At 72.2% G+C, this 17,334-nt stretch carries 19 protein-coding genes; 14 read left to right on the top strand and 5 right to left on the bottom strand.

The window, feature by feature from the left end; all coding sequences use genetic code 11:
• Window positions 1–40 precede the first annotated feature (40 nt).
• Together AKI01S_RS04270 and AKI01S_RS04265 are read left to right on the top strand one after the other, a co-directional pair.
• Window positions 41–412, top strand: a complete 372-nt coding sequence (locus AKI01S_RS04270; protein WP_067812413.1) for an ArsR/SmtB family transcription factor — start codon at window positions 41–43, stop codon at window positions 410–412.
• Window positions 413–671: 259 nt separating this feature from the next.
• The gene (locus AKI01S_RS04265) at window positions 672–1,259 is read left to right on the top strand and encodes a hypothetical protein (RefSeq protein WP_067812412.1); all 588 of its coding nucleotides are present in this window, start codon (window positions 672–674) and stop codon (window positions 1,257–1,259) included.
• Between the two features lie 20 nt (window positions 1,260–1,279).
• On the opposite strand, the gene AKI01S_RS04260 is transcribed toward AKI01S_RS04265, so the two are convergent.
• Window positions 1,280–2,077, bottom strand: coding sequence for a DUF899 domain-containing protein (locus AKI01S_RS04260; protein ID WP_067812411.1), 798 nt, complete (start codon window positions 2,075–2,077; stop codon window positions 1,280–1,282).
• Between the two features lie 89 nt (window positions 2,078–2,166).
• Here AKI01S_RS04260 and AKI01S_RS04255 point away from each other — a divergent pair, with 89 nt between their 5' ends.
• The 4 genes from AKI01S_RS04255 to AKI01S_RS04240 all read left to right on the top strand — a co-directional run bounded on the left by AKI01S_RS04255 (window position 2,167) and on the right by AKI01S_RS04240 (window position 4,743).
• Complete coding sequence (locus tag AKI01S_RS04255; protein ID WP_067812410.1) at window positions 2,167–2,679, top strand: winged helix-turn-helix transcriptional regulator; 513 nt, start codon at window positions 2,167–2,169, stop codon at window positions 2,677–2,679.
• Between the two features lie 125 nt (window positions 2,680–2,804).
• Entirely contained in the window at window positions 2,805–3,203 is a 399-nt protein-coding gene (locus AKI01S_RS04250; protein WP_067812409.1) for a hypothetical protein, read from the top strand.
• A gap of 222 nt (window positions 3,204–3,425) precedes the next feature.
• Window positions 3,426–3,941, top strand: coding sequence for an RNA polymerase sigma factor (locus AKI01S_RS04245; protein WP_218009545.1), 516 nt, complete (start codon window positions 3,426–3,428; stop codon window positions 3,939–3,941).
• Window positions 3,934–4,743 carry a hypothetical protein gene (locus AKI01S_RS04240; RefSeq protein ID WP_067812408.1) on the top strand — a complete coding sequence of 270 codons (810 nt, stop codon included), beginning with the start codon at window positions 3,934–3,936 and terminating at the stop codon, window positions 4,741–4,743. The genes AKI01S_RS04245 and AKI01S_RS04240 overlap by 8 nt, the downstream gene beginning before the upstream one ends.
• Before the next feature lie 137 nt (window positions 4,744–4,880).
• Here AKI01S_RS04240 and AKI01S_RS04235 read toward each other — a convergent pair whose 3' ends face one another.
• Complete coding sequence (locus AKI01S_RS04235; RefSeq protein ID WP_067812407.1) at window positions 4,881–5,759, bottom strand: LysR family transcriptional regulator; 879 nt, start codon at window positions 5,757–5,759, stop codon at window positions 4,881–4,883.
• Window positions 5,760–5,841: 82 nt separating this feature from the next.
• On the opposite strand from AKI01S_RS04235, the gene AKI01S_RS04230 reads away from it, so the two are divergent.
• Window positions 5,842–6,567 (top strand): SDR family oxidoreductase, encoded by a 726-nt coding sequence (locus tag AKI01S_RS04230; protein WP_067812406.1) that lies wholly within the window; start codon window positions 5,842–5,844, stop codon window positions 6,565–6,567.
• A 390-nt stretch (window positions 6,568–6,957) separates the two neighbouring features.
• Here the strand turns inward: AKI01S_RS04230 and AKI01S_RS04225 are convergent, their stop codons facing one another.
• The 3 genes from AKI01S_RS04225 to AKI01S_RS04215 form a co-directional block, all read right to left on the bottom strand.
• On the bottom strand, window positions 6,958–7,557 hold the full coding sequence (locus AKI01S_RS04225) for a hypothetical protein (protein ID WP_067812405.1): 600 nt from the start codon (window positions 7,555–7,557) through the stop codon (window positions 6,958–6,960).
• Window positions 7,558–7,649: 92 nt separating this feature from the next.
• Window positions 7,650–8,633 (bottom strand): C39 family peptidase, encoded by a 984-nt coding sequence (locus AKI01S_RS04220; protein WP_083998873.1) that lies wholly within the window; start codon window positions 8,631–8,633, stop codon window positions 7,650–7,652.
• Window positions 8,634–8,802: 169 nt separating this feature from the next.
• A complete protein-coding gene (locus AKI01S_RS04215) occupies window positions 8,803–10,326 on the bottom strand; it encodes a PucR family transcriptional regulator (protein ID WP_067812403.1) in 1,524 nt (507 codons plus the stop codon).
• 153 nt (window positions 10,327–10,479) lie between these two features.
• Between AKI01S_RS04215 and uraD the strand changes: the two genes are divergently transcribed.
• From uraD to AKI01S_RS04180, 7 genes are read left to right on the top strand one after another with little or no spacing between them, the layout of a single operon-like run.
• A complete protein-coding gene (uraD, locus tag AKI01S_RS04210; protein ID WP_245681466.1) occupies window positions 10,480–10,992 on the top strand; it encodes a 2-oxo-4-hydroxy-4-carboxy-5-ureidoimidazoline decarboxylase in 513 nt (170 codons plus the stop codon).
• On the top strand, window positions 10,992–11,306 hold the full coding sequence (uraH, locus tag AKI01S_RS04205; protein ID WP_067812402.1) for a hydroxyisourate hydrolase: 315 nt from the start codon (window positions 10,992–10,994) through the stop codon (window positions 11,304–11,306). The genes uraD and uraH overlap by 1 nt, the downstream gene beginning before the upstream one ends.
• A gap of 6 nt (window positions 11,307–11,312) precedes the next feature.
• Window positions 11,313–12,212 (top strand): factor-independent urate hydroxylase, encoded by a 900-nt coding sequence (pucL, locus tag AKI01S_RS04200; RefSeq protein WP_067812401.1) that lies wholly within the window; start codon window positions 11,313–11,315, stop codon window positions 12,210–12,212.
• Window positions 12,213–12,226: 14 nt separating this feature from the next.
• Complete coding sequence (locus AKI01S_RS04195) at window positions 12,227–13,117, top strand: FAD binding domain-containing protein (RefSeq protein WP_067812400.1); 891 nt, start codon at window positions 12,227–12,229, stop codon at window positions 13,115–13,117.
• 1 nt (window position 13,118) lies between these two features.
• Window positions 13,119–13,610, top strand: a complete 492-nt coding sequence (locus tag AKI01S_RS04190) for a (2Fe-2S)-binding protein (RefSeq protein ID WP_067812399.1) — start codon at window positions 13,119–13,121, stop codon at window positions 13,608–13,610.
• Window positions 13,607–14,962, top strand: a complete 1,356-nt coding sequence (locus tag AKI01S_RS04185; protein ID WP_218009544.1) for an 8-oxoguanine deaminase — start codon at window positions 13,607–13,609, stop codon at window positions 14,960–14,962. Before AKI01S_RS04190 ends, AKI01S_RS04185 begins: the two co-directional genes overlap by 4 nt.
• Entirely contained in the window at window positions 14,962–17,271 is a 2,310-nt protein-coding gene (locus AKI01S_RS04180) for a xanthine dehydrogenase family protein molybdopterin-binding subunit (RefSeq protein WP_174567348.1), read from the top strand. Before AKI01S_RS04185 ends, AKI01S_RS04180 begins: the two co-directional genes overlap by 1 nt.
• The last annotated feature ends 63 nt before the right edge of the window (window positions 17,272–17,334 follow it).

Raw genomic sequence — 17,334 nt, 5'->3', positions numbered from 1 at the left:
ATCGAACTCGTACAAGGGGATCGAGCGACGAGGAGCCACCGTGCCGACGACCGTGCCCGCCTTCCGGGACCTGCCCGCGCCCGCCGGGCTGCCCGCACCGCTGCCCGAACCGGCGGCGGAGGACCTGCGGCTGGAGAAGGTGCTCGGCGCGCTGAGCGACCCGCTGCGCCTGCGCATCGTCCGCACGCTGCTGCTGGAGCGCGAGGAGTTCGACCATCCCTGCGGCTGGTTCGGCCTCGACCGTCCCAAGTCCTCGCTCACGCACCACTTCCGGGCGCTGCGCGAGGCCGGGATCATCAGGCAGCGCCAGTACGGCCTGGAACGCCGCAGCCACGTGCGCACCGAGGACCTGGAGTCCCGCTTCCCCGGCCTGCTGAACCTGGTCGCCGCCTGGGACCCGGACGCGTCCTGAGAGCACCGACCGTCCGCCGGGCCCGGCCGGGGAGATGTTCTCCGTCCGCTGACCGGCGGCCGCCTAGGTGGGAAGCGGCGGCGTTCCGGCTGGGCGGGGAGGGGGGCGGTGAGGCGCGGGCGATCGGGGAGGCCCTTCAACCCCGCGGGTGATTCCAGCTTCCGGCAGCCCGTGGTGGTGCGAGACTGGCCGCCCGCGAGGAAAGGGCCGCGCCCCCGGACCTGACCGATCGTGCGGGGGCGGCTGAAGGGACGTCGGCATGGCGATGACCGACCGTGGCGAAGCGGCGAGCAGGAAGCCCGGCTCCGCCGATGGATGTGTGGGCTGCACGGGGCTGGGGATCCTGCTGGCCGGCATCGCGTTCGGGCCGTCCTCGGTCCTCGCGGCCATCGCCGACGACAGGCCGAAGGTCCCGGTCCTGCCGCTCGCCTGGGCGATCCCGCTGACCGTGATCACCTTTGTCGCCGCCGAACCGGTCATTCGGCGGCTGGCCGGACGGGCCGGGCAGGGGACACCGCTCGGCTCCTGGTGGAGGCGGCTCTCGTTCGTTCCGCTCTTCCTTGTGCACGGCGTCCTGGTCACCGCCGGCCACGACTGGTCCGGCTCGGTCACCACAGTCCTTGCCGCCATCCTGGGCGTGCTGCTGGCCATGCTTTCTCCGGTGAGCGCGTGGTCGGGCGACCTGCCCGCCATGCTCGCCCGTATCACCGCCTTCGCTGCGTGGACGGTGGCGGCCTTCACCACGGGCCCAGGACGCACGGCCCTGGTCGGCGGGGTGATCATCGCCGTTCTGGCGGGGATGGCGTGGCTTCGGGCGGGATCCAGCCGTTCGCGTCCTGCCGTATGAACGGACACTGAGCAGATGATCTAAGCCTTGCCGTATTCGTCGGGCAGACGCATGGCGGGGCCACCGACATGCAGGCCTAGAGGGGCCGCGCGGCCCTTCGGCTCCTCCCACGGCTCCTGCCGGCCGAGCACGGTGAGGTCGAGGTAGGGGTAGCCGTTGTGGAACTCCTCGATGCCGCGGCCAAAGGTGGAGTAGGTGTGGTACACCTCGCCGTCCACCTGGAGGAAGGCGCTGATGCCCGGCCAGTCGCCGCGCATGCTCGGCGTCCAGGGCATTCCGGCCTCGGCCAGTTCGGCCTCGGAGCGGTACCAGATCCGCACCGGCGCGACCCGGTCGTCGACGGTGGCGTGGAAGTCGTGGTTGAAGTCGCTGCCGTACGAGGAGTACCAGGGGAAGGTCCACCCCATCCGCTCGCGGAACGCGGCGATCTTCTCGTACGGCGCGCGGGTCACCGCGACCAGCGTGGTGTTGCGGGCGTGCAGCTGCCGCAGGTTGCCGATGCCGTCGGCGGCAGAGGAGCAACTGGAGCAGCCGGTGTCGCGGGGGAGCTCGTTTCCCCCGGCGTCGAGGTCGTTGATCCACATCAGGTGGTGCATCACCAGTTGCGGCCGACCTTCGAACAGGTCGAGAAGGCCGACCTTCCCTTCCGGGCCCTCGAAGGTGTACGGCCTGTCGATCCGGACCATCGGCAGCCGGCGGCGTTCGGCGTTCACCCGGTCACGCGCCCGGGTGAGTTCCTTCTCCTTCTCCAGCAGCTCCTTGCGGGCGGCGAGCCACTCCTCGCGTGACACCACCTCGGGCGGGTTCCCCAGCGACATCTGCGCCTCCCAGACTGCTCTCGTTTTGCAACTGGTCCTACCGTCGCAGACAATGATGCGAGAACGCAACCGGTTCGGAGGTGAGTGCGGTGCGGAAGGACGTGCGGTCCGGATGCCCGATCAACCTGTCGCTGGAAATCTTCGGCGACCGCTGGACCCTGCTGGTCCTGCGCGATGTGATCTTCAGCGGCGCCCGGCACTTCCGCGAGCTGCTCGCCGGTCCCGAGCGGATCTCCTCCAACATCCTCGCCGACCGGCTCGCCCTGCTGGTCGAGCACGGGCTGCTCACCAAGGCCGCCGATCCCACCCACAGGCAGAAGGTCATCTACAGCCTGACCGAGCAGGCGATCCAGCTGGTGCCCGTCTTCGTCCAGCTCGGCGCCTGGGGAACCCGGCACCTCGCGGTGACCGAGGAGTACGCCGCCCGTGGGGAGGTGCTGGCCGCCGGCGGCCCACCGGCCTGGGACGCCTTCATGGACGAACTCCGCGAAACCCATCTGGGACCCCAGGCCCGCCGTCACCCGGCCCCCGACGGACCCACCATCACAGCGCGAATGCGGACCGCCCATGCGGCCGCACTCGCCCGCGCAGCCGACACCTGACCGGTCGACGCGACCTCGGTGCCGATCAGGCTGACCTGCCGGCCGTCGTAGCGCAGATCGTGGTCGGCGGGCCCGGGGAGGTCACCCGAAATCCAGGTCGTCGGGTCGAACGTTACGCTGGCGCCGTGACGAGCAAGGGGACGGGCGGAGGGCGGCTCGTCGCCGTCCTGGCCGCTTGCGCGGTACTCACCTCGGGGTGCGTCGGCTCGGTCGATGCCGACGAGCTGCCCGGCGTGTACCGCAGCGAGGCGACCGGCGGTGAGGTCAGGCTCGGGTCCGATGGGACGTTCTCCGCCACCGGCGTGTCGACGGGCATCGTCTCCGGCCGCGCTGACTTCCGCGGCCGGTGGGAGTTCGTCGACAGTTCCTCGTCCAGGGACTTCGTCTACCTGGCGATCGAGGACGGGGGACTCGGCAGGATCGGCGGCGTTCAGCTCTACCCGCGCGGTCGGGCGTCGGTGGAGTTCCACGGTGATCCGGACGGGCCGCCGTCCCTGGTGCTCACCAAGGTGACCACGCCGTAGATCTCGCCTGCCGAGTCCGCGGCCCCGCGACTCGTTCATCCAGCTCAGCGGGGTCACCCGGGAAGAATCGCGCCCAAGCGGCGGGCGCCGGTCCCCGGAGAACCCGGCCGAGCTTGAGGACGCTGCGGGCCGGCCCCGAAGGGCCCGCTTGTGGATCCCCGATTTCTTCTGCAACCGCTGACCGTCCTCGCGCGTGTATCGCGTGAAGAGAAGGGGGACCAGGTGGCGGACGAAGCGGCCTTCGCCGAGTTCTACCGGGTGATGTACCCGGGACTCGTGGCGGAGATGTACGCCTACACCGGCAGCATGGCCGAGGCGCAGGAGATCGTCCAGGAGGCGTTCACCCGCGCGTGGCCGCGCTGGCGGCGCGTCGGAGGCTACGACCATCCGCGGGCCTGGGTGGCGCGGGTCGCCTACCGGCTCGCGGTGAGCCGCTGGCGTAAGGCGCGCAGTCTGGTGGCGAGCCTGAGCAGGCACGGCCCGCCGCCCGCCGCCGCACCCGCCGCACCGCCGGGTGAGGCTTCGGTGGCGCTGGTGGCAGGACTGTCCCGGCTGCCCGAGGCCCAACGCCGCGCGCTGGTCATGCACCACATGGGGGGCTGGCCGATCGCCGAGATCGCCGACGTCGAGGGCGTCGCCGAAGGAACGATCAAGGCGCGCCTGTCCCGCGGCCGGCAGCGCCTGGCCGCCCTGCTGGACGCCACCGTGGATGACAAGGAGGAGACCTGGCATGCGTGACCTCGACACCGCCTTCGGCGAGCTCCGCCGCGCCGTCACCGACGACCTGGTCGCCCCGGACGCGGCCGCGATCCTCGGCCGGGCTCGTCGCCGCACCCGCACCCGGATCGCCGCGTCGGCCGCCACGTTGGCCATCGTGCTCGGCGGCACCGCGTTCGCCGTCAACGGCAACGACGACAGGGCCGGGCCGCCGCCGGTGCTCACCACTCCGTCGGCCCGGCCGCCGTCGCCCCGGCTGCCGGTGCTGACCGACCTGATCCACGGGCGTCAGGTGCGGCCCATCGACAACACCGGCTCCCCGAACCGCTGGGTCCGGTCGGTGGCGAACGATTCGGACTTCCCCTCCTGCAACCCCACCGTCGGGCTGGACGGGATCTTCGACGACAGCCGGCCGGAAATCCGTTCGGCCATCGTGCTCTCCTATGACGGGAACAGCGAACAGGGCAACGAGATGACCAGCACGTCGCGGTCCGAGACCGTGATCGTGTTCGCGGACACCGGCCAGGCCAAGGCCGCCATGCGGACGCTGCGCAGCGCCGCCACCGGCTGCGGGGACGACGGGCTGGACGAGTTCACCCGGCTGGACTTCGGCAGCGAGGCGTTCCGCGGAGCCATGCGGACCCGCGAGCCCGGAGATCCGAACACCCAGCGGCAGCAAGGGGTGATGGTGCGCCAGGGAGCGGCCCTCGCGGTGTTCGCCTCGATGCGCAACAACGGCCGGGAACTCGTCTCCCTCGACCGGTTGGAGCAGGATGCCCGGACCATGGCGGAACGTCTGGCCGGGCTCGGCTACGGGGACTGACCCCTCGAAGCGGCGCCGACCGGGTTGCCGATGGTGAGCACCGCGCCGATCAGGACGTCGGGGCCGTTGCACCGCCGACGGCGGGACCGCCGCCGTTCTCGGTCGGTCATCGCCGTCGTTGAACGCCTCGAACGATCTCAGCCACCCTGGACGAGGGCGGCCGACCCGTGCTCGGACCCCAGGCGGAGGGCGATCCGGATCAGGGCGGCCAGGGGCAGGGAGCGGCTGTGGGGAGGCCAGGCGATGACCGTCGTCACGGGTGCCGCGTCCAGCACCGGCACGGCGGCCAGCCTCGGGTCCAGGTGGGGCAGGCACGAGTCCGGCAGGATCGCCGAGGCCCGGCCGAGCGCGATGAGCTGCAGCAACTGCGCGTGGTCCCGGACCTCGGGGCCGGGACCGGGCGGGTACGTGCCGCCGGGGCCCGGCCAGCGCGGCAGCGGAAGGCCGGGCAACGCGGCGACGTCGGCCGTGCGCAGGTGCGGCCGGTTCGTGAGGGGGTGCGCCGCCGGCAGCACCGCCACCTGTCCTTCCGTGTACAGCTCCTCGGCGTCGAGCCCGCTCGTGGAGTCGAACGGCCGGTGCAGCAGCGCCACGTCGGCCCGTCCGTCGCGCAGCAGCCGTTCCTGCTCACCGGGCTGGCACAGCAGCACGTCGACGGTCGCCGCGCCGGGTTCGGCGGCGTAGGCGTCGAGCAGCTTCGACAGCAGTTCGCCGGTGGCTCCGGCCTTGGTGACCAGGACCAGGCCCGGGCGGCCCGACACGGCGCGGCGGGTGCGGCGCTCGGCGGCGGCGACGGCGTCGAGGGCCGCCCGCCCCTCGCGCAGCAGCACCGTTCCGGCCTCGGTCAGCGCGATGGTGCGGTTGGTGCGGTCGAACAGCGTCACCCCGAGCCGCCTTTCGAGCCGCTGGATCGCCCGCGACAGCGGCGGCTGGGCCATCCCGAGCCGCTGCGCCGCGCGTCCGAAATGCAGCTCCTCGGCGACGGCGACGAAGTAGCGCAGCTCCCGGGTCTCCACGGGCTCACGATACCCGGCGGGTATCACGGCCCACCCAGACGGTGTTGGAGGTCGCGCCGGGCGGGCGGACAGGATCGTGGGCATGAGCGAACAGAGGATCGCGCTGGTCACCGGCGCGAACAAGGGAATCGGATACGAGATCGCCGCCGGGCTGGGCGGGCTCGGCTGGAGCGTCGGCCTCGGCGCCCGGGACGAGCGGCGCCGGGAGACCGCGGTGGCGAAGCTGCGCGCGGCCGGGGCGGACGTGTTCGGCGTGCCGCTCGACGTGACCGACGACGCGAGCGTGGCCGCCGCGGCCAGGCTGATCGAGGAGCGCGCGGGCCGGCTCGACGTGCTCGTCAACAACGCCGCCATCACCGGCGGCGTCCCGCAGGAGCCCACCCGGGTCGACCCCGGCACCGTGCGGGCCGTCGTGGAGACCAACGTGATCGGCGTCATCCGCGTCACCAACGCCCTGCTGCCGCTGCTGCGCCGCTCGGCGTCGCCGCGGATCGTCAACATGTCCAGCAGTGTCGGCTCGCTCACCCGGCAGACCACCCCCGGGGCCGAGACCGGCCCGATCTCCGCCGCCTACACGACGTCGAAGACGTTCCTCAACGCCGTCACCGTCCAGTACGCCAAGGAGCTGCACGGCACCGGAATCCTGATCAACGCCGGCTGCCCCGGCTTCTGCGCGACCGATCTCAACGGCTTCCGCGGCGTCCGCACCCCCGAGCAGGGCGCGGCGATCGGGATCCGGCTCGCCACCCTGCCCGACGACGGCCCGACCGGAAGCTTCTTCGAGGACGCCGGACCGGTGCCCTGGTGACGGGCGCGGCGCGCAGCCCTGGGCGGATCGCGCCGTGCGGCCACCATCGGTCTCCCCCCTCCCGGGGAAGGGAATGGCTGAAGGGCCGGGCGGACTTCTCGTCGATCCCGTCGTTGCCCTCGCGGGAGAGTCGGCGCTCCGGGATCCGGGGGAAGACGAGCGGCGCGCGGCATCAGCGGGTCGACCCCTCCGCCGCTCTGGACGCGGGTCCCCCGCAGGGGCGGGCCGCACCTCAGCCCGGTCACCCGCGTGCCGCGCAGATGGACCGCGCCCCCGGTGACGTTCTGCAGCGTGACACTGAAGAAAGGGCGCTTCACCGCGACGCCCCGCGCGGTCGCCGCCCGGCTTCGGCGCGCCCCTGGCGATCCGAGGGTGCGGAATGAGGCCCCGTCAGGCCGGTGGCCGGGCGGGGGCGAGGCCCGACCAGATCAGGTAGGCGCCGTCGCCGACCAGGACGCCGGTCGCGTTCGCGGCGCTGGTCGGCAGGAGGAAGACGTTCGCCTCCCCGTACGGGGCCAGCACCAGCACCGGGTCGCCCTCCTGGGCCGCCAGGGCGGCCAGCGCGGCGTCGCGGTGGCGGTCCACGGTGGAGTTCAGCGCCGCCGCCATCGCCCCGACGACGTCGGCCTCCGCTCGCGGTCGCCGCGTGAACAGGACCGCGACGCCCGGCGCCGGACCGGCGGCGTCGGCCTCGCTCGCCGGGGCGGCGACGATCTCGCCGGGGGCGAGGTGCTCCGGGACCACCGCCACCGCCGTGACGATCCGGTGGCACGGTGCGTCCCGTCCGCCGTCCTCGTAGACGGCGAACACCCGCGCCGGACCGTCGGGCAGCGGGAAGGCGGGGTGATCGTCCTCGCCGAGAGCCCCTAACGTGACCCGGCCCCCGCGCACGTGCAGGGTGCCGATCTGCCGGAAGTCCCCTTCCGGAGGATCGTCCGAACGGGTCCCGTGCCGCGCGAGGGTCTGCTTGAGGGCGGTGTTCCAGTCCATGGCGGGGCATGATGCCAGCCGCCTGTGACAGTGCCAGGCCGTTCGGGGCGGGCGGGGCCTTCCGGCCCGCCCCGAGGGTCGTTTCCGCGCGGTCACTTCCGCGCGGCGAACACCAGGTTGTCGTCGATGTACTGGGAGGTGGTGGAGGCGCGGATCAGCTGCGGCACGGTGATGGTGTGCGAGGTGCCGCGGGCCGGGTCCCAGGCCGAGAACCGGTGCACGATCTGGCCGCCGTTGAGGTTGGTGTCGGTGGTGGTCTTCTGCGCGGCGTAGCCGTGCAGCAGGATGTAGTGCCGCACGCTGGTGCCGGTCGGGTTGCTCGACCACGGCAGCTTGGACGGGTCCACCAGGTAGACCACCGGCTGGCCGGCGCTGATCGACTGGTGGATGAGGCGGAAGGCGATCTCCGACGACTGCCCGACCGGGGCGATGTCGTACAGCGCGTACCGGCCCACCGAGGACGGCTTGTACCGGTTCAGGGCGTCGTCCAGCCGGTACGGCCAGGTGAAGCCGTACCGGTTGGTCTGCAGGTTGTCGCTGTTGGCCAGGGTGTCCTGGGACGGGGCCGAGCCCTTCATGGTCAGCAGCGCCGCCTGGACGGTCGCGGGCCCGCAGTACTTGACGGAGTTCTCCTGCTTTTTGGCGTCCAGGTTCATGCCCCGGACGACCATGTCGGGGCGGCGGCTGCCGGAGATCCACACGGCGGCGTTGCCGTTCTGGACGATGCGGTTGGCGTTCAGCCACGCGGTGGAGCACTGCTTCTTCGCACCGCCGGCCAGCGTGGCCGAGCAGCTGGGGGCGCTGATGTTGTTGGACCGTCCGGGCACCCGCAGGTAGGGGCTGGCCTTCACGCCCCGCCTGGCGGTGGTCGCCACCTTCACCACGACCCGCACCTTGGCGAAGCCGGCGTTGTGCTGGATGCAGGTGGTGTAGGTGACCCCGTTGTGGGTCCGCCCGGCCGTGCAGGTCTGGTAGGCGGCACCGCTCTGGTTGGTCCAGCTCGCGGCCTGGGCGGCCGGAACGCCCGTCAGCGCGGTCGCGCCCACGGTCGCGGCGAGCAGTACAAGAGCACGCATGGCTCTCCTAGGGGGAAGATCGACAGTGCGGGTCACTGTAGTGATCGGAACGTTCCATGTCCCGGTTGTCGATCTTTTCGCGGTGACGGGTCACCCAAGGTGGAGAACCGGGGCGGGCGGCTGCCGGGCGACGCCGTCGCCCGGTTCGCGCGGGAACGCTGACCAGGCGTCACCCGAGGCGCAGGGCCAGGAAGAAGTCCACCCGGTCCTCCAGGCGGGACAGGTTGCGGCCGGTCAGTTCCTCGATGCGCTGGATGCGGTAGCGGACCGAGTTCACGTGCAGGTGCAGCTGCTCGGCGCAGCGGGTCCAGGAGCCGCTGTTCTGGAGGAACGTCTCCAGCGTCCTGATCAGGTCCGCCTTGTGGACCTCGTCGTAGGTGCGCAGCGGGTCCAGCAGGCGCACCCGGAACATGTGCCGGACGTCGTCGGGGACGCTGGCCAGCAGCAGGACGTGCGTCGCCAGCTCGTCGTGGCCCACCACGCAGACCGGGTCGGTCCGGCCCTCGGCCAGGCGGCGGGCGTAGCGGGCCTCCTCGACCGCGCCGCGCAGCTCGCCCGCCTCCACGATGTCGCTGACGCCCACCGCCAGGCCGCTGTCGGACAGGCCCGGGCTCAGGGACTGGAGGGTCTGGTGGATGCCGCCCGCCATGTCGTGGTCGCGGTCCACCGGCAGCAGGGCGATCGCCTCGTCGTCCAGCAGCCCGACCACGGGGCGGACCGGCAGGATCTCGCGCAGCAGCGTGCGCAGCTCGCCGGGGCGCAGGGTGCCGCCCCGGGCCGCCGCGGCGACCGCCACGAACGTCGCCCGCACGTCCAGCCCCGTCAGCTCCAGGCGTGGCAGGATCTCGTCGGTCCCCGCGGCCTGGACGATCAGACGGATCAGCTCCTGCGCCAGCCGGCCCTCGACGCTCAGCCGGTCGTCCAGCCGGGCCCGCTCCAGCGCCACGATCGCCGCCAGCTCGGCCGTCAGCGCGCGGCGTTCGGCGGACCACTCCTCCCAGTCGCCCTCACAGGCGATCATCCAGTCGGCCACCCGGGAGGTGGTGTCGGGCGCCACCGGGAACAGCGAGACGTCGGGGCCCGCCAGGCGGTGCGGCAGCCGGGGCGTGGTCAGGAAGACCCGGGCCAGGGACGCCGGATCCACGCCGGCGGGCAGGTCGTGGGAGCCCGCCACCACCCGGCCCGTCGAGGTGATCACCCAGCAGCGCATGCCCAGGTCGCGGCCGACCAGCTCCAGGACCGGATCCAGGCCCGCGCCCTCGGTCAGCCCCTCGACCAGCTGGCGGTGCCGGTCCAGCACCGCCGCCAGGTCGCCGGCGCGGGCCGTGGACAGGTGGCGGACCACCGTCTCGGTGACCGTCGCGAACGCCACCTCCTCCGGCACCCGCAGCAGCGGCATCCGGTGCCGCCGGCACGCCTCCACCAGGTCGTCGGGGATGTTGCCGGCGTGCAGGTCCCACGCCGCCAGCCCCGCCACCCCGGCCTTGGCGAGCGCCCGCACGAACACCTCCGAGTCGGAGGGGTCCCGGCGCCAGACGAGCCCGGTCAGCACCAGCTCCCCGCCGGACAGATAGCGGCTCGGATCCAGCAGGTCGGTGGTGACCACCCAGCGGATCACCCGGTCGAGCTCGTCGTGGCCGGTGACGGCCTCCAGCCGCAGCTCCGGCATGGTCAGCAGCGCACTCAGCCTCATGACCGGGGAGGTTAACACCAGGGGTACTTGGAGCAACGCACGAAATCGGGCGCGCCGAGCAGTCCACAGTTCGGACTTCCTGTCTCTCGACCGGTCCGGGGAACGGTGTGTGTACTGCAAGCACCCCACTCACCGAGAGACCAGGAGGCGAAGGTGGCGGTGACCCTCGAACGGCTCAACGCGCTCCCCGCGTCCGAGGCGGAGGCCGAGCTGCTCACCTGCTGCGCCTCCGGCGTCTGGGCGGCCGCGGTCGCCGCGGACCGGCCCTACGACGACCTGGCCGGTCTGCGGGCCGCCGCGGCGCGGCACCTGGCGGCGCTGGACTGGACCGAGATCGACAAGGCCCTGGCGGCCCACCCCCGGATCGGCGACCGCGTGGGGGGCGGTGACCGCGAGGCGCGGTGGTCGCGCGGCGAGCAGTCCGGCATGGACGCCGCCGCCGACGCCACCCGCCAGGCCCTGTACGAGGGCAATGTCGCCTACGAGGAGCGCTTCGGCCACGTGTTCCTGATCTGCGCGACCGGCCTGTCCGCCGACCGGATGCTCGCCTCCCTGCGCGAACGCCTCACCCACGACCCCGACACCGAACGCGCCGTCGTCCGCACCGAGCTCGCCAAGATCGTCGAGATCCGGCTGAGCAAGCTTCTCAGCGAGGAGAACGCCTGATGTCCCTGTCCACCCATGTGCTGGACGCCGCGCGCGGCCGGCCCGCCGAGGGCCTGCCGGTCCGGCTGGAACGCCGCGACGGCACGGCCTGGACACCGCTGGCCGAGGCCAGGACCGACGCCGACGGGCGGATCAGGGAGTGGGGCGGGGCCGAGGCCGGCGCGGGGACCTACCGGCTGACCTTCGACACCGGGGGGCTCTCGGACTTCTACCCCGAGGTCGCCGTCGCGTTCACCATCACCGACCCGGCGCAGCACTACCACGTGCCGCTGCTGCTCAGCCCGTTCGCCTACTCGACCTACCGAGGGAGCTAAGACCAGATGGCCATCGTTCTCGGCCCCAACCGCTACGGGAAGGCGGAGACGCGCGTCGTGCGCGTCACCAAGGACGGCGGGGTGCACCGCATCAAGGACTGCAACGTCAGCGTCTCGCTGTCCGGCGACATGGACGAGGTCCATCTGACCGGAGACAACGCGGCGGTGCTGCCGACCGACACCCAGAAGAACACGGTGTTCGCGTTCGCGAAGAAGTACGGCATCGGCGAGATCGAGGAGTTCGCGCTGCTGCTGGCGCGGCACTTCGTGGACTCCCAGCCGACCATCCACCACGCCCGGGTGGAGGTCGAGGAGTACTCCTGGGAGCGCATCCCGGTCGAGGACGCCCCTCACCTGGGGCTGCGCGACAAGCAGCACTCGTTCGTGCGGGGCGGCACCGAGGTGCGGACGGCGCTGGTCCACAGCGACGGCAGCGACGGCGACGAGTCGGTGGTGTCGGGCCTGAAGAACCTCGTCGTGCTCAATTCCACGGGCAGTGAGTTCTACGGCTACATCGAGGACGAGTACACCACCCTCGCCCCCACCCACGACCGCATCCTCGCCACCGAGGTCACCGCGCGGTGGCGGCACCGGGGCACCGACTCCGGCTGGGGCCGCTCCTACCGGGACGCGCGCCGGTGCCTGCTGGAGGCGTTCGCCGAGACCCACTCGCTGTCGCTCCAGCAGACCCTCTACCAGATGGGACGCCGCGTCCTGAACGAGCGCCGCGAGATCGTCGAGGTCCGCATGGCCATGCCGAACAAGCATCACTTCGTGGTGGACCTGTCGCCGTTCGGAATGGACAACGACAACGAGGTCTTCTTCGCGGCCGACCGCCCCTACGGCCTCATCGAGGGCGCCGTCCTCAACGACGACGCCCCGCAAGTTCCGAACGCCTGGATCTGAGGGATTCTGTAGACATGGACTTCCTGCGCCCGCTGACCTGGGAGGACGCTCTGGCCGCCAAGGCGGAGCATCCCGACGCCGTGCCGATTCAGGGCGGCACCGACGTCATGGTCGAGATGAACTTCGACGTGCACCGCCCGCCGGCGCTGCTGGACCTGAACCCCGTCCGGGAGCTGACCGAGTGGGACGGCGTCGACGGCCGCCTCCGGATCGGCGCGGGCGTGCCCTACGTCCGGCTGATCGAGGAGCTGGGGGACCGGCTGCCGGGCCTGGCCCAGGCGTCCCGCACCGTGGGCTCCCCGCAGATCCGCAACCGGGGCACCGTCGGCGGCAACCTCGGCGCGGCCTCGCCCGCCGGGGACAGCCACCCGCCGCTGGTCGCCGGGGACGCGGTGATCGAGGTCGAGTCCGCCGCGCGCGGCACCCGCATGATCCCGGCGACCGAGTTCTACACCGGCGTCAAGCGCAACGCCCTGGAGCCGGACGAGCTGATCCGCGCCTTCTGGACCGATCCAGCGCCCGGCCCGCAGTACTTCTCCAAGATCGGGACCCGGAACGCCATGGTCATCGCGGTGTGCTCGTTCGCCATCGCGCTGAACCCCGAGACCCGGCGGGTCGGGACGGGCGTCGGGTCGGCCGCCCCCACCCCGCGCCGCGCCACGGCCGCCGAGGACTTCCTCAGCGCCGAGCTGGACTGGGAGAACCGGGGCCCGCTGTCGGTCTCGGCGGCGCAGCGGTTCGCCGAACTGGTCAAGGAGGCCGCCTCGCCGATCGACGACGTGCGCGGCACCGCCGACTACCGCAAGCACGCCCTGTCGGTGATGGCCCGCCGCACCCTCACCTGGGCATGGAACGACTACCGCGGCGCGGTTCCGGGAACCGGAGAAGGAAAGGAGGCCTCCTGACATGCGCGTGAACTTCACCGTCAACGGCTCGAAGGAGACCGTGGACGACGTCTGGGAGGGCGAGAGCCTCCTGTACATGCTGCGCGAGCGGATGGGCCTCCCGGGCTCCAAGAACGCCTGCGAGCAGGGCGAGTGCGGCTCCTGCACGGTGTACCTGGACGGCGTTCCGGCGTGTTCCTGCCTGGTCGCCGCCGGGCAGGTCGAGGGCCGCGAGGTCCGCACCGTGGAGGGCCTGGCCACCGGTTCCACCGGCTCCGACCAGGAGCTCGACCCGGTCCAGGAGGCGTTCGTGGAGGCCGGGGCCGTCCAGTGCGGCTTCTGCACCCCCGGCCTGATCGTCCAGTCGCACGACCTGATCAACCGGGTGCCGGACCCCTCCGACGCCGAGATCCGCGAGGCGCTGGCCGGCAACCTGTGCCGCTGCACCGGCTACGAGAAGATCCTGGACGCGGTGCGGCTGGCGGCCAGCCGGAAGGCGGCGGCGGCCAAGTGATCACCCGGATCATCGAGAACGCCCACGTGGTGACGGTCACCGGCGAGGAGTACCCCGGCGGCCACATCGTCATCGAGGGCGACAGGATCACGTCGGTCGGGAGCGGTCCCGCACCGGAGACCGACGGCGCCGAGCGCATCGACGGCACCGGCTGCCTGGCCACCCCCGGCCTGGTCAACACCCACCACCACCTGTACCAGTGGGCCAGCCAGGGGCTCGCCAAGGACAACACCCTGTTCGAGTGGCTGGTCACCCTGTACCGGCCCTGGTCGAAGATGGACGCCGAGGTCGTCGCGGGGGCGGCGAGCGCCGGGCTGGGCTGGCTGGCCAAGACCGGCTGCACCACCGCCTCCGACCTGCACTACGTGTTCCCCAAGGGGCGCGGCGACCTGTTCGACGCCGAGATCCAGGCGGCGGCGGAGCTGGGCGTCCGGTTCCACCCCTGCCGGGGCTCCATGGACCGCGGACAGTCCCAGGGCGGGCTGCCGCCGGACGAGGTCGTGGAGGACCTGGACACGATCCTGGCCGAGACCGAGGCCGCGATCGACCGGTACCACGACGACTCGTTCTCCTCGATGCTGCGGATCGCGGTCGCGCCGTGCTCGCCGTTCTCGGTCAGCCGGGACCTGCTGGTCAGGAGCGCCGAGCTGGCCCGCGCCAAGGGTGTGCGCCTGCACACCCACCTGTGCGAGACGCTCGACGAGGAAGAGCACTGCCTGGAGCAGTTCGGGATGTCCCCGGTCGACTACATGGAGACCCTGGGCTGGCTCGGCGACGACGTCTGGTACGCCCACGCGGTGCACCTCCAGGACGCCGACATCAAGAAGATGGCCGACACCGGCACCGGCGCGGCGCACTGCCCCAGCTCCAACGCCCGGCTGGGCGCGGGCATCGCCCGCGTCGCGGACATGATGGCCGCCGGGGTCCCGGTCGGCCTGGGCGTGGACGGGGCGGCGTCGGCGGAGATGGTCTCGCTGGCCGGTGAGGTCAAGCAGGCCATGTACATGCAGCGGGCCCGCTACGGCCCCACCGCCCTCACCGCCCGCCAGGCCCTGGAACTGGGCACCCTGGGCGGCGCGAAGGTGCTGGGCCGCCAGGACGAGATCGGGTCGCTGGAGCCCGGCAAGCTCGCCGACATCGCCCTGTGGCGGGTCGACGGGTTCTACGCGGCGGTCGACGACCCGGTGGTCGCGTTCGCCTACGGCCAGACCCCGCCGCTGGCCCGGCTCCTGGTCGGCGGCCGGACCGTGGTCGAGGACGACGAACTGGTCACCGTCCCGCAGGACGAGGTCGGCCGGCGCGGCGCCGAGGCCCACCGCCGCCTCATGAAGCTCGCCGAGGAGGTTCTGTAATGGCCACCCCAGTGAAGGCCCCCGGGCACGTCGCGGCCCCAGGCAAGGGCGGCGTGGGCGACAGCCCGCTGCGTCCCGACGGAACGCTGAAGGTCGCCGGCGAGTTCGCCTACGCCTCCGACCTGTGGATGGACGGGATGCTGTGGGGCGCGACCCTGCGCTCCCCGCACGCCCGCGCCAGGATCCTCTCGATCGACATCAGCGCGGCCCTCGCCCACCCCGGCGTGCACGCCGTCCTCACCCACGAGGACGTGCCGGGCAAGAAGCACTACGGCCTGGACCTCACCGAGGACCAGCCGGTGCTGGCCATCGGCGAGGTCCGCCACCAGGGCGAGCCGATCGCGCTGGTCGCCGCCGACCACCCCGAGACCGCCCGCCGCGCGATGGAGAAGATCGCCATCGAGTGGGAGGTGCTGGAGCCGGTCACCGACCCGCGGAAGGTGATCGCCGACCCGGAGAAGTACAAGGTCCAGCGGCTCGGCGGCATCACCCGCCACCAGCCCGTCCGCGTCGGCGACGTGGACGCGGCGCGGGAGCGGGCCGAGGTCGTCGTCTCCGGCGAGTACGAGGTCGGCATCCAGGACCAGGCGTTCCTGGGGCCCGAGGCGGGGCTGGCGGCGCCGTCGGAGGACGGCGGGCTGGACATGTACGTGTCCACCCAGTGGATGCACTGGGACCTCAAGCAGATCGCCCCGTGCCTCGGCCTGCCCGAGGACAGGATCCATATGACGATGGCCGGGGTCGGCGGCGCGTTCGGCGGCCGCGAGGACCTGTCGATGCAGATCCACGCGGGCATGCTCGCGCTGCACACCGGCAAGCCGGTCAAGATGTCCTACAACCGGTACGAGTCGTTCTTCGGGCACGTGCACCGGCACCCGGCGCAGATGCGCTACGAGTACGGCGCGACCCGGGACGGCCGGATCGTCTACGCCGACGTGGAGATCATCCTCGACGGCGGGGCGTACACCTCCTCCACGCTGAACGTGACCGGCAACGCCGCGTCGCTGGGCGTGGGCCCCTACGTGATCCCCAACATCAGGATCGACGCGTACGGCGTCTACACCAACAACCCGCCCTGCGGCGCGATGCGCGGGTTCGGCGCGGTGCAGGCGTGCTTCGCCTACGAGTCGATGATGGACAAGCTCGCCGAGGCGTGCGGGATCACCCCCGTCCAGGTCCGGCAGCGCAACGCCATCAGCCAGGGCGACAAGCTCGCCACCGGCCAGATCGTGGACGCCCCCGCCCCGCTGGCCGAGATGCTGGCGCGGGCCGAGGCCATGCCGCTGCCGCCGCCCGCCGACCAGAGCGACATCCGCAACCTGCCCGGCGGCGCGTCCCAGACCACCCACGGCGAGGGCGTCGTCCGGGGCGTCGGCTACGGCGTCGGCCTCAAGAACATCTGCTTCTCCGAGGGCTTCGACGACTACTCCACCGCCCGGGTCCGGCTGGAGGTGATCGGCGGGGAGCCCACCGCGCTGGTGCACACCGCCGCCGCCGAGGTCGGCCAGGGGCTGGTCACCCTCAAGGCGCAGATCGCCCGCACCGAGCTGGGCGTCCAGAAGGTGACGATCGCGCCCGCCGACAACCAGGTCGGCTCCGCCGGCTCCTCCAGCGCCTCCCGCCAGTCGTACATGACCGGCGGCGCGGTGAAGGCCGCCTGCGAGGCGGTCCGCGCGGAGCTGTTCCGGCTGGCGGGCTGGCGGCTCGGCCGCGAGTTCGACGACCTGAGCCTGGTCGGCGGCAAGGTCGTGTCGCGCTCGGAGGGGGTGCTCGCCTCCATCGAGGAGATCCTCGGCGACAAGGTCATCGAGGAGACCCGCGAGTTCCACCACCACCCCACGCAGAGGATGCACCCGGTCACCGGGCAGGGCAACAGCCACACCCAGCTCGGGCTGTGCGTGCACCGCGCCGTGGTGGACGTGGACGTGGAGCTCGGCCTGGTGAAGGTGGTCGAGCTGGCCGCCGTGCAGGACGTCGGCAAGATCATGAACCTGCTGTCGCTGGAGGGCCAGATCCACGGCGGCACCGCCCAGGGCCTCGGCCTGGCCGTGATGGAGGAGATCGTCGTCACCAACGGCCTGGTGCGGAACCCGTCGTTCACCGACTACCTGATCCCGACCATCCTCGACATGCCCCCCATGCGTCTCGACATCCTCGAGAACCCCGACCCCAAGGCCCCATACGGGCTGCGGGGAGCGGGAGAGCCACCCACGCTCTCCTCGACCCCGGCGGTCGTCGCGGCCATCCGCGACGCCACCGGAAAAGCACTCACCCGAGTGCCGGTTCGCCCGGAGCACATCGTTTCCTGACCCGAGGTGACGCACCGTGACCGGTGGGGCGGTGACCGAGGAGCACCGCCCGGCCGGTCCGGA

This window comes from Actinomadura kijaniata NBRC 14229, from assembly GCF_001552175.1.
In the GTDB taxonomy this organism is placed as follows: Bacteria; Actinomycetota; Actinomycetes; order Streptosporangiales; family Streptosporangiaceae; genus Spirillospora; species Spirillospora kijaniata.
The sequence above is the reverse complement of the archived record's forward strand: the minus strand, read 5'-3'. Positions and strand labels throughout refer to the sequence as shown.

Excerpts from the sequence above, each read along its gene's own strand:
- AKI01S_RS04220 (WP_083998873.1), bottom strand. The coding sequence starts at position 8,633 with ATGCGTGCTCTTGTACTGCTCGCCGCGACCGTGGGCGCGACCGCGCTG.
- pucL (WP_067812401.1), top strand. The coding sequence starts at position 11,313 with ATGGCCATCGTTCTCGGCCCCAACCGCTACGGGAAGGCGGAGACGCGC.
- AKI01S_RS04240 (WP_067812408.1), top strand. The coding sequence starts at position 3,934 with ATGCGTGACCTCGACACCGCCTTCGGCGAGCTCCGCCGCGCCGTCACC.
- AKI01S_RS04190 (WP_067812399.1), top strand. The coding sequence starts at position 13,119 with ATGCGCGTGAACTTCACCGTCAACGGCTCGAAGGAGACCGTGGACGAC.
- AKI01S_RS04215 (WP_067812403.1), bottom strand. The coding sequence starts at position 10,326 with ATGAGGCTGAGTGCGCTGCTGACCATGCCGGAGCTGCGGCTGGAGGCC.
- AKI01S_RS04230 (WP_067812406.1), top strand. The coding sequence starts at position 5,842 with ATGAGCGAACAGAGGATCGCGCTGGTCACCGGCGCGAACAAGGGAATC.
- AKI01S_RS04195 (WP_067812400.1), top strand. The coding sequence starts at position 12,227 with ATGGACTTCCTGCGCCCGCTGACCTGGGAGGACGCTCTGGCCGCCAAG.
- AKI01S_RS04225 (WP_067812405.1), bottom strand. The coding sequence starts at position 7,557 with ATGGACTGGAACACCGCCCTCAAGCAGACCCTCGCGCGGCACGGGACC.
- uraH (WP_067812402.1), top strand. The coding sequence starts at position 10,992 with ATGTCCCTGTCCACCCATGTGCTGGACGCCGCGCGCGGCCGGCCCGCC.
- AKI01S_RS04180 (WP_174567348.1), top strand. The coding sequence starts at position 14,962 with ATGGCCACCCCAGTGAAGGCCCCCGGGCACGTCGCGGCCCCAGGCAAG.
- AKI01S_RS04260 (WP_067812411.1), bottom strand. The coding sequence starts at position 2,077 with ATGTCGCTGGGGAACCCGCCCGAGGTGGTGTCACGCGAGGAGTGGCTC.
- AKI01S_RS04265 (WP_067812412.1), top strand. The coding sequence starts at position 672 with ATGGCGATGACCGACCGTGGCGAAGCGGCGAGCAGGAAGCCCGGCTCC.